This is a genomic window from Limnoglobus roseus, assembly GCF_008254045.1.
Taxonomy (GTDB): domain Bacteria; phylum Planctomycetota; class Planctomycetia; order Gemmatales; family Gemmataceae; genus Limnoglobus; species Limnoglobus roseus.
In genome coordinates this window covers 6174084-6183596 of record NZ_CP042425.1, presented here as the reverse complement: position 1 = coordinate 6183596, position 9513 = coordinate 6174084, and the positions used below count along the sequence as shown (strand labels likewise).

Here is a 9513-nt window from a genome sequence, read left to right as displayed (position 1 = left end):
GTTACTTCCAGAGGTGGGGGACGCCGACGAACGGGGTGCCCCACCGCTCGTGCGAGTACGCCCAGGTGATGGTGAAGTCCGTGTACGTCTCGCCGGTGACGCGCGGGGTCACCACGTCGTACCGGCTCAGGTTCGACTTGTAGTCGGCCGGCCAGAGGGAGATCGGCGAGCCGTGGGGGCCGCCGAAGTTCGGGTACGCGAGGTACCCGGTGGCCGTGCCCTGTTGGTAGGCGAAGCACTTCGAGTTCGGGCGGATGACCTGGCGGATCGAGTACCCGCTGTCCGCGCCGTAGTCGTCCCAGATCGGCCCGCCGTCGCCGACGAACGACAGCGTCTCCTCGAAGTTCAGGAGCAGGCCCTTGTTACCCGTGAGCGGGTACTCGGCCGTCACCTTGAAGCTGATCGTCCGCTTGCCGGCGTACTCGCCCCGGCCCTCGACGAGGTTGCCGACCTCGACGGCCTTGGGCGGCGCGACGGCCCCGACGGGCGAGAGGACCATCGCCGGGGTGCCGTTGTCGCAGTGCAGCGCGTACTCCTGGCCGGGCACGTCGAGGAGGTTGTGGAGGCGGGCCTCTTGGACGACGAAGTCCACCTGCCGGGCGGCCGGGGTGGTCGCCGCGGACCCGAGGTAGACGGTGACGGACCACGCCCACAGGCGGGCGATCGGGTTGCCGGCCCGGTTCAGCCGCGCGACGCTGCTCCGGGTCACGGAGACGGAGTTCGGGTCGAACGGGGTCGCGCCGATGCGGAAGTACATGGCCAGCAAGATTCCGCCGGCCCTGCCTGAGTGTGCCGGGGAGCAGTCAGGCAGGCGGGTGGGAAGGTTGAGGACACCACACCCGGTACGTTCCGACATGACCGACGACCCCTACCCCGGCCTCGCCGCCGTGCCCGCGTCCCTGACCGAGGTGCTGGCGTTGCAGGAGTACGACCCGAGCCACGTGGACGGCAGCCCGTGGCGGTACCGGCACGTGACGGCCCACAAGCAGGCCGCCCTCGACGGCAAACTCGGCCGCGATCGCCTCCTCTACGCGGCCGAAATCTGGGAGGCCGCGCCGTGGGTCGGCGGGCGTGAGGTGCAATTCATCCGCCGGTCCCGCGACCCGGTCGCCACCGGTCTGCTCGTCGCCCGGTACCTGAAGTGGCGGTGGGGCGAGGACTGGACGCCGCCCGCGACCGGCCAATCACGCCGCCCGTTCATTGAGGCGTTCAACGACGAACTTGACCCCAAGCGGCCGGCCGTGTGGGTCGGGCGGATTTGGCAGAACGGGACGCCCCACTTCGTGTTCGCCAACCCGGTGACCGAGGCGGGGTTCCCGACGGAAGCCGCCGCGGTGCGGGCCGCGTCCGACCTCGTTCGGGAGCGGATGCCCGACGACTGGCGGACGTGGCTCGCCCGGTCCCGCCGGCCGTGGGTCGGGCCGATGCCCGCCAACCGACTCGACCCGGTTCATCTCGTGGAGGTTCGTTGATGCCCCGTCACCCCGACAAGTACAACCCGCTCACGCCGGAGCAACAGGCCCTCGCCGCCTCGTGCATCAACCTCGCCTACAAGATCGTCAACAGTTTCCAGAAGGCTACGGGCGACCGGTTCGGGCGGGACGACGTCGAGTCGGAAGCGTTTTTCATCCTGACCCGGTGTGCGGCCAACTACTCCCCCGACGCCAGCGTCGGGCACGGCGGTAAGTCGGCCAAGTTCTCCACCTTCGCCGCGAACTCGATGACGAAACACCTCTTCGGCCTGAATTGGTGTCGGCGGCAAGGCAAGGGCCGCGGGCGGGGCGGCAACCCGCACTACGCCAAGTCCGGCGAGGATGTGGAAGACGTCCGCTTCGTCTCCCACGACGAGCGGTCCGTCTGGAAAATCGACGCCGCCGCCGACGTCGAGTTCATCCTCACCACGTTGCCAGAAGACGAGGCCGCGGTCATCGTGCGACGGTTCGGCCTTCAAGGGCACGCGGCGGCGGACGTGGCGACCACCGCAAAGGCGTTACGATTATCAGCCCGCCGGGTGATGGACCTGGAATTGTCCGCCGTGTCGCGGCTGCGGGAGAAGGCCGAGTTGCCCCCGATTGGGGCCGTCGTCCGCTCGGGTCGCGAAGGTTCTCGCGACTTGCCCCCGTGCCGGCACTGCGGGCGGCCTGAAATGTTCGTCAGGCCGAACGGGTCCGGCAGCATAAACATCCGCTGCCGGGCGTGCGGCAAGTACGACACGCTCGACCGCGTCCGGGCCGACCGGCCGTACGCCCCGCCGGAGAAGGTGGCCGAGGTGGAGGCGTTGCTGAAGCAGGGCGAGTTGTCGTCCGACGAAATTGCCGCCCGGTGCGGCGTGTCGTACGCACTGGTCCGGTGGACGAAAGCGAAACTCGCTCACCCCGACGTGACCCCGCCGCGATCCCCGGAGGAGACGGAGGCCCGCGTCGCCGCGGCGTTCAAGGACGGCGGGACGGCGAACGAGATCGCCGCCCGGTGCGGCGTCGCCCCGTGCACGGTTGCGAGGGTCAAGAAGAAACTGGGTTTGGCCGTCCCCCAGACTTGCGCGTGAGCGGCTTCCGTCGAACACTCAAACTTGACAGGTGAACGCATGGCATCCCAGACCATTACCCTGACGACGCTCCCGAACCTGCCGACGCCGACCCTGCGAGTCTTCCCGGCCGGGAGTGACACGCAAGTCACCGGCTCGCCATTCAGCCTGAGCGAAGTCCCGACTGCAAAGGGGCGGTATGCGGTGACGTTCACGGGGACGCTCACAGGGGACCACGAGTGCTTCGTCTACTCTGGGGCCGCGCAGGTAACGTCGGGGTGGGCGACACTCGTGAACGGGGACGGCTCGTATGACGTGCGGGGCCAGCGGCAGGTCCAAGTGGACGCTAACAGCACGGCGGCGGTGGCCGACCGGGTGCTCGGCCGGAACTTGGCCGGCGGCAGCGATGGCGGGCGAACGGTAAGGGACGCAATCCGGCCGGGCCGGAACAAGGTGACGTTCAACAACGACGGGACGTTCGACGTGTACGACGAGACGGACTCCGTCATCGCATGGAGCGGAACCTACGCCCGCGGGGCGGCATCGCTCGGGCCTTTGACCACCACCGACCCGTCTTGAGGGATTGACCATGTTCGGAGCGGCGTTGCGACTCTTCTGGCAAGCGGGCGGGTACTTGCGCCCGCTTGCCCGCGTGGGTCAACTGCGGGCGGCGGTGAAGCCACCATCTACCGCCGTCACGGCGACCCCGAACGCCGGGTCGGTGCGGGCATCGGTCGGCCCGCCCGTGTCCGCGAAGGCCTCTGGCTGATACCACATCCGTAAGAAATTGATCTCTTTCCCACTCAGCAGCGCGCCAATTGGTTCCCACTCACGGCTGTCGTGGCGCTGCAGTAATCGCGTTATGTCGCGCGGCGCGTCAATCGGGTAGCAGTGTTACGGCCGGTGCCCAGCCGTAACGGCGGCGAAAGCGGGGCGAAAAGTGTTGGACCGGCTGTTTCGTTCGCGAGTATACTCCAACAACGTGTAAGAGAATTACAAGTTCGGCGACAGAGGGCTTCGGGGTGGGTCTCGTCGCTCATGCATGGGCTGGACACACGCCGTCAGCGGACGCAATGTTCGTGTCCCCGGGAGACTGGCCGTTCGCCCGCCTAATCTGGCGGATGGTCCTGGAGATGGCCATCCATGACCATGCCACCGCGGTTCGCTACCACCCGTGGCGGGACGCGCCGCTCGCGTATCATGTGGACGACCGGTGGTACGAGATGGTCCCACCCCCGCCGAGGCTGAACCGGACCTTCGTCCGGGCCGCCGGGGCAATGCTGGCCCGGACGCGGGCTGGTGCGTTGTCCCGCCGCTGGCTGGGTTGGCCGGCCTGGGCGTCGGGTTGCGTGCGGGTGCCGTACCACGGCCGAATAACTGAGTGGGTCGGTGTCGTTTGGACGGCGGCCGGACTGACCGGCGTGGACTGGCAGCGGATCGATGACATGTTCGCCATCGAGACGGTGACCGGTGCGGGCGAAGGAGCCGCATAGAGCCCGCCGAACTGGGCCTGCACCGGGCCCGGCCGCATCCTGACCGGTTGCTCTCTCTGCACTAGGCCAAACCATCGGAGTGATTCGCCGCGACCTCAAATTTGGCGGCGACTGAGGTTCTAGCGATGGATGCGCGGCGAGCGAGTGTAGAGATTGACCTGTCCGCAGTGAATACGGCCGACGAGTTGCAATCGCTGCTCATGCGCTCGCTCGACTTTCCGGGCTGGTATGGGCGAAACTGGAACGCCTTTTGGGACGCCATCACCGGGCTGGTGCCCATGCCCCGGCAGTTGCTGTTGATCGGGTGGGCTGGTTTCGTCGACCGGTTGCCGGACGACGCTCGACTGATGTGCGCGTGTCTAGACGACATGGGGTTGCAGTTTCCCGAACACGCTGCCCACGTTGTCTACCTCGAAACAAGAGTGCCTGCAAACCCGCCGTCAAGTTGACCGGTTGCTCGGCCAGAAGCAAACGAGGGGGCCAATGTGCTCCCTCCAAACCCGCCCACATTCCGCCCCCGTCACGCCATGTAGACGACGCCGTCCCAGTACCGCGTCGTACTCCCGCCCCCGTTGTCGATGTCCACGGTGAGCGGGTACCGCGGCTCGGTCATCGCGGCGGTGTCGGCGTCCGCGAGGCGAAACTGTGCTACGCCGTTCGTCGGCACTGGCACAGTCAACTGTGGGGCAACACCGCTTCGATAGACGGTGTCCCCGATGGTGACGACCACCGTCATCCCCGTCAGGTCGTAGTCCGGCCCGTCCTCCGTCCCCTGATTAAACTCAAGGTCGCCCCCGAACGACGTCCCGCGGTAGATGTTCCAAACCAACGTCATGTTCCGAAAGTTGGCCATCGTTCCAGCCTCCCCGAATTACCCCACCTTGAGCGTCGTCACCAGTTCCGAGTCGGCGTCCACGGCCCCGCTCGTGGTCGTCGCGCACGCCATCAGTTCCACGTCGTACCGGATCTCGCCGCGGCTGGGCACGACGGGCGACCGCAAGTCGGGCGGGATGAGCCGGGGCGTGGCGAACTGCACGAACCGCTCGGCCCCGCCGCTCCCGTAGGCCAGTTTCAGTACCGCCGTGGTCAGCGGGCTCGACCGCAGCGTCTGGTGCAGCGGCAGGCCGTTCCCCCACGGCGTGGACAGGCCGAGGCGGACGGCCCGGCCGCCGGTCGGGAACTCGGTCGGCGACAGGCTCCCGCTCATCATCCGCGGGGCGAGGACGTTGTCGTGGGTGAGCGCGAAGCGGTAGAACGAGTACCCCGTCCCGTTCACCGTTAGCACGGCGTTCGCCAGATTCCACGGGGACTGCCGGTCGTAGGTCAGGGCCGGCCACTCGTAGGCCGCGTTGATCGCCGCGTCGCGGTCCTTGCCGAGGACGTTGAGCGTGCACTTGAACCGCCCGCCCTCCTGGCACTCGAACGTGGCCGACGCCACGCGGCACTCGCGGAACACGTGCAGGCCGCTCACCCCGTCCTCGGTCGTGTCGCCCGTCCGGAGGCTGAACAGGTCGAACGCCGGGAGGACATTCCCCAGGCCGAAGGTGAGCGTGCCCGAGCCGGTCCCGGCCTTGCCGTAGATCCGGGGGAACCACCGCTGCAGGTCCAGCGGCTTCGGCTCGAAGACGATCGACCCGACGACCATCCGGGACATCTCCACCATCCGGTCGGCCGGGACGGACCGGATGCCCGTGGTCCCGCTCGCGTCCTCCCGCGTCTGGACGTCCGCGACGTTATCATCGAGGAACTCGATCTCTTCCGTCGGGTCGGTCGGCGGGTTATCGGGGTTGCTCACGGCCACGCCCAGGCGGGTCGTCCACCCCATCCGTACCAGGTCGCTCATGTCTTACTCCAGGTTGGGTTCCGCTCGACGCGGGCCGCCGCCGTGACGACGACGGACGTGGCCAGTTGCTCGTACCCGGGCAGGCCCTCTTGCACCAGCGGTTGCGGCGACACCTCGCACTGGTACACCTCGGGCACGCCGGCCAGTCGCCGGTTGTGGAAGAGGCCGCGGACGGTGTCGCGGAACTGGGTCAGGGTCGGCCCGCCGGCCGCCGTCTCGTTGTTCACCGGCCCGTTCACGTACAGGCCGACGAACACGGGGTAGGCGACGTCGTCCTCCCGGTTCGTCCCGCCCCGGACCTGTTCGGCCAGGCCCTCGTAACTCACCACGACGGCCGGCAGGTCCACCTGCGTGCGAACGAACTTGTTGACGGCGTAGACCTGTTCCGCGGGCACGCCGAACGCCCCGTCGCCGTCCGCGTACATCGTCTCGGCCACGCCGCGGAGGGCCGCCGCGACCGCGTCGCGAATCCGCCCGTGAACGTCCGCCGTGTACGCCATCGGTCACCCCGCCATCGAGAGGTAGTAGTCCGCCAGCATCTCCGCCGCGTCGCTTAACGCCGCTTCCGTGAACCCGACCGGCCGGGCCGGGACGGTCACTTCCGCCGCGAACCGGTAGTGGCGGACGAGCACCCGGTCCCGCCCCGTCCCCTGCCACTCGCACAAGCACCCGCCGCGGACGAACAGCGGGCGGGGGAACCGCCGGGGGCTGCCGTACCGCACCGCCTCCCGCGTCAGGGGGAGGGTCAGGGCCTTCGCCCGGACCGGCCGGATGACCCCGCCGAGTTGGTGCAAGGCCGCCCCGGGGTGGGCCGACGCGACGACGACGCCCGCCGCCGTCACCTCGGCGACGTAACTGTTCGCCAACAAGCCCTGGTTCATCAGCGGCTTGTCGCTGCCGTCCGGCCGCGGGCGGGCCAGGGCCTGGAAGGGGACGCCGGTCGGCCCCACGCCGGTGTAGAACTGCCGCCGGACGTCCGCCTGGAACAACAGGCCGAGGGGCTTGAACAGGGGCTCCGGCACGCCCCGCTGGACCGCCCCGGCCGCCGCCGCGAGGCGGGCACTGAAGTCGGCCGCGGAGTACGTCTGGGTGATCACCGCCAGCCCCTTCCACCGTCCGACCCGTACCCCGGCCCGCCGCACCCGCCGTGTCGGGGCCGCTCGTGGGCGAACCCCCCGGGGACGCGGACCTCGGCCGTGAAGTCGAAGTCGCCCGAACTGCACCCGCCCTCACTCCCCTTCGGGTCGATAATCACACCGCCGATCGTGACGGGGACGGCCGCCAGTTCCGCCACCGCCTTGCAGTACTCGCCGAGGTGGAGGCCGTCGTACCCGGTGCCGAGGCCGCCTTCCCGGAACACGTTGCACAGGGCGACCCGCCGGTGGTAGTCGTGGAGTTCGTCCCACGCCGCGATCTGCTCGGGCTTGAACCCGCGGGCGGCGAGCGCCCGGGTGATGACGCCGCGGGCGTAGCTGACGGCCGCGGCCACCGGCTCGTCCCAGTGCTGGGCGATGTTCACCGACCCGTTGCTCCCGCCCACCCGGAGCGACTGGCCGAGGACGGAAGCCGTCGCGTTCTTCAGTTCGGCGGTCGTGACCCACGGCATGGACTCGCGCCTCGAAAGCGAAACCGCCCCCAGCCATCGCAGACGGCCGAGGGCGGCGGGATGTCGGACTCGGCGGGGCCGGTTAGTTCAGGTAGCTCGTCGGTTGGGGGAACGCCCACCCCTTGTACATGTTCGTCACCGGCGCGCCCGACTGGACGATCGTGTCCGCCCCGAGCACCGTCCGCATGAGGTTCGTCAGGCCGGTGCCGAACAGGGCCGTCACCGACTCGGCGTTGAAGTTCAGTTCCTCGTGCAACGCCGTGCTGTCGTCGCCCGCCCGGGCCTTGTCGATGAGGAACGACCGGAGCCGCACTTCGGCCTTGCCGAGGTAGCTTTGCAGTTCCGTCTGGGTCGGCGTGTTCGTGATCTTGATGAGCAGGGCGTCCCACCAGAACCCGTACCCGGCCCCGTACCGGGCGTCGACCCAGTACTTGTACACGAGGTTCATCTCCGCCTGGGGCGTCCCGGCGTCCGTCATCAACTCCGTCACCGGCATCCGCTCGGTGATGATGATCGGCTTGATCTCCGTCGACCCGTCGTTCACCACGAGGACGATCCGGTGGCTCTTCGCGTCCCCGCTCGCGGCGGTGAACGTCATGATGTTCCCGTCCCCCTCGCCCGCCCCGACGCCGCTCGCCGCCACCGACCCGACGCCGTGCGTCTGGGAGAAGAACGGCTGCTTGTCGAACGCGAGGCCGGTCTCCCCGTCCCGCAACGCCCGGAGGGCCAACCGCTGCCAGAACCGGCGGGACTTCTTGACGATCTGGGCCGGGCGGAGCTTGTACACGCCGACCTGGTCGTCGTCGACGTCGTCCTTGTTGACCTCGAACGTGTTGTCGAACCGCTTGTTCCGGATCGGGTACACGTCGGACGCGAACTTCTGGAACGTCCGGTGGCCCTTGAACTCCTTCATGTCCCCGACGACGGAGTCGAACAGGAAGTTGTGGACCCGGGTCGTGGACGGGATGACCTGGCAGAACCGCTCGACCGGGGCCGGCCCGATCGCCTCGGCGTTCGCCTTGGCGACCATCAGTTCGGTGTTCAGGATGCTGGTGAAGACGTCGGGCGACATGTGCGGAACTCCGGGGCGGTGGTCGGGGGAAATTCAATCGGCCGGGTACCGTACACACGGTACCCACGCGGCCGGGGTGTTAGTTGTTGGCGGCCGGCTCGACGACGACGACGAACGTCCCGGAGCCTTCGGCGAAGGCCGTCACGGAACTCGCCTCGATGGAGAACGAGTCCGACGCGCCGAAGGCGTTGCCGGCGGTGATGGCCGTCGAGTTCGTCGTCTTGCCCATCGGCGTCGCGAGGGCCGTCGTCAGGGCGATGACGCCGCCGGTCAGGTCGGTCGTGTTCACTTCGAGGTTGAACGTGGCGAGCTTCGACGCGGTCGTGGCCGGGACGTTGGCCACGTAGGAGAAGCCGACCACCTTGCCCGCGAACCCCGGCGTGAAGTTCGTCACCACGTCCTGCGTGCCGGTGACGGACGCGAGGTTGACCGGGAAGGCGAAGGACATCCGGCCGCCGCCCGCGCCCTGGGCCGGCTGTTTCTTGTACCGCGGCTTGATGAGCACGTCGGTCGCGCTGATGACGTCCTCGACGTACCCGATGGCCTCGGTGAACCCGGTGGCCGGCGGCGTGAGGCTCACCTGGTAGTCGTTGCCCGAGATCGCGTAGACGGGCTTGTTCACGTCGGTCGCGGCCACGCCCCCGGCGGCCACGGCGACCCGGAAGCCGAACGGCTTGGACACCCGGAGTTGCTCCACCCCGGCGTCGGCCGCGTCGAGGTTGGCGACGTTGTCCATGTCCCAGACGCCGTCGAGCCAGACGGTCGCACTCGACCCGTCGAACTTCTTCGCCAGGCCGTTGGACGTGTCGATGCCCGCGAAGCACAGGGGGTAGAACTTCGTGGCCGCGGCGAGGGTGTCGAGCTTGCGGTAGTTCGTGTCGGCCGGGTTGTGGGCGAGGATTTCGCTCTGGGGCTTGGCGGTCGCGAGGGGCATGTTCGGTTACTCCGGGGCAGTGTGCGGGACTTAGCAGCTTC

14 protein-coding genes are annotated in these 9513 nt (G+C 68.6%); 6 read left to right on the top strand and 8 right to left on the bottom strand.

Annotated features, from left to right (window positions below; translation table 11 throughout):
* Position 1: 1 nt before the first annotated feature.
* Complete coding sequence (locus PX52LOC_RS26075; RefSeq protein ID WP_149112838.1) at positions 2-757, bottom strand: hypothetical protein; 756 nt, start codon at positions 755-757, stop codon at positions 2-4.
* 97 nt (positions 758-854) lie between these two features.
* Between PX52LOC_RS26075 and PX52LOC_RS26070 the strand changes: the two genes are divergently transcribed.
* The 6 genes from PX52LOC_RS26070 to PX52LOC_RS26045 all read left to right on the top strand — a co-directional run bounded on the left by PX52LOC_RS26070 (position 855) and on the right by PX52LOC_RS26045 (position 4466).
* Positions 855-1472 (top strand): hypothetical protein, encoded by a 618-nt coding sequence (locus PX52LOC_RS26070; RefSeq protein WP_149112837.1) that lies wholly within the window; start codon positions 855-857, stop codon positions 1470-1472.
* On the top strand, positions 1472-2545 hold the full coding sequence (locus tag PX52LOC_RS26065; RefSeq protein ID WP_149112836.1) for a sigma-70 RNA polymerase sigma factor region 4 domain-containing protein: 1074 nt from the start codon (positions 1472-1474) through the stop codon (positions 2543-2545). Before PX52LOC_RS26070 ends, PX52LOC_RS26065 begins: the two co-directional genes overlap by 1 nt.
* Positions 2546-2584: 39 nt before the next feature.
* Complete coding sequence (locus tag PX52LOC_RS26060; protein ID WP_149112835.1) at positions 2585-3103, top strand: fimbrial protein; 519 nt, start codon at positions 2585-2587, stop codon at positions 3101-3103.
* A gap of 10 nt (positions 3104-3113) precedes the next feature.
* On the top strand, positions 3114-3293 hold the full coding sequence (locus PX52LOC_RS26055) for a hypothetical protein (RefSeq protein WP_149112834.1): 180 nt from the start codon (positions 3114-3116) through the stop codon (positions 3291-3293).
* Between the two features lie 310 nt (positions 3294-3603).
* On the top strand, positions 3604-4017 hold the full coding sequence (locus tag PX52LOC_RS26050; RefSeq protein ID WP_149112833.1) for a hypothetical protein: 414 nt from the start codon (positions 3604-3606) through the stop codon (positions 4015-4017).
* A 125-nt stretch (positions 4018-4142) separates the two neighbouring features.
* Positions 4143-4466, top strand: coding sequence for a barstar family protein (locus PX52LOC_RS26045; protein ID WP_149112832.1), 324 nt, complete (start codon positions 4143-4145; stop codon positions 4464-4466).
* A 71-nt stretch (positions 4467-4537) separates the two neighbouring features.
* On the opposite strand, the gene PX52LOC_RS26040 is transcribed toward PX52LOC_RS26045, so the two are convergent.
* The 7 genes from PX52LOC_RS26040 to PX52LOC_RS26015 all read right to left on the bottom strand — a co-directional run bounded on the left by PX52LOC_RS26040 (position 4538) and on the right by PX52LOC_RS26015 (position 9472).
* Positions 4538-4870, bottom strand: a complete 333-nt coding sequence (locus tag PX52LOC_RS26040) for a hypothetical protein (protein WP_149112831.1) — start codon at positions 4868-4870, stop codon at positions 4538-4540.
* Positions 4871-4888: 18 nt separating this feature from the next.
* Complete coding sequence (locus PX52LOC_RS26035) at positions 4889-5860, bottom strand: phage tail tube protein (RefSeq protein WP_149112830.1); 972 nt, start codon at positions 5858-5860, stop codon at positions 4889-4891.
* Positions 5857-6360 carry a hypothetical protein gene (locus PX52LOC_RS26030; protein ID WP_149112829.1) on the bottom strand — a complete coding sequence of 168 codons (504 nt, stop codon included), beginning with the start codon at positions 6358-6360 and terminating at the stop codon, positions 5857-5859. The genes PX52LOC_RS26035 and PX52LOC_RS26030 overlap by 4 nt, the downstream gene beginning before the upstream one ends.
* A gap of 3 nt (positions 6361-6363) precedes the next feature.
* The gene (locus PX52LOC_RS26025) at positions 6364-6957 is read right to left on the bottom strand and encodes a phage virion morphogenesis protein (RefSeq protein ID WP_168219209.1); all 594 of its coding nucleotides are present in this window, start codon (positions 6955-6957) and stop codon (positions 6364-6366) included.
* The gene (locus PX52LOC_RS40945) at positions 6954-7466 is read right to left on the bottom strand and encodes a hypothetical protein (protein ID WP_168219208.1); all 513 of its coding nucleotides are present in this window, start codon (positions 7464-7466) and stop codon (positions 6954-6956) included. Before PX52LOC_RS40945 ends, PX52LOC_RS26025 begins: the two co-directional genes overlap by 4 nt.
* 82 nt (positions 7467-7548) lie before the next feature.
* Entirely contained in the window at positions 7549-8538 is a 990-nt protein-coding gene (locus tag PX52LOC_RS26020; RefSeq protein ID WP_149112827.1) for a Mu-like prophage major head subunit gpT family protein, read from the bottom strand.
* A gap of 79 nt (positions 8539-8617) precedes the next feature.
* Positions 8618-9472: a hypothetical protein gene (locus tag PX52LOC_RS26015; RefSeq protein ID WP_149112826.1), complete on the bottom strand. Its 855-nt coding sequence runs from the start codon at positions 9470-9472 to the stop codon at positions 8618-8620.
* Positions 9473-9513 lie beyond the last annotated feature (41 nt).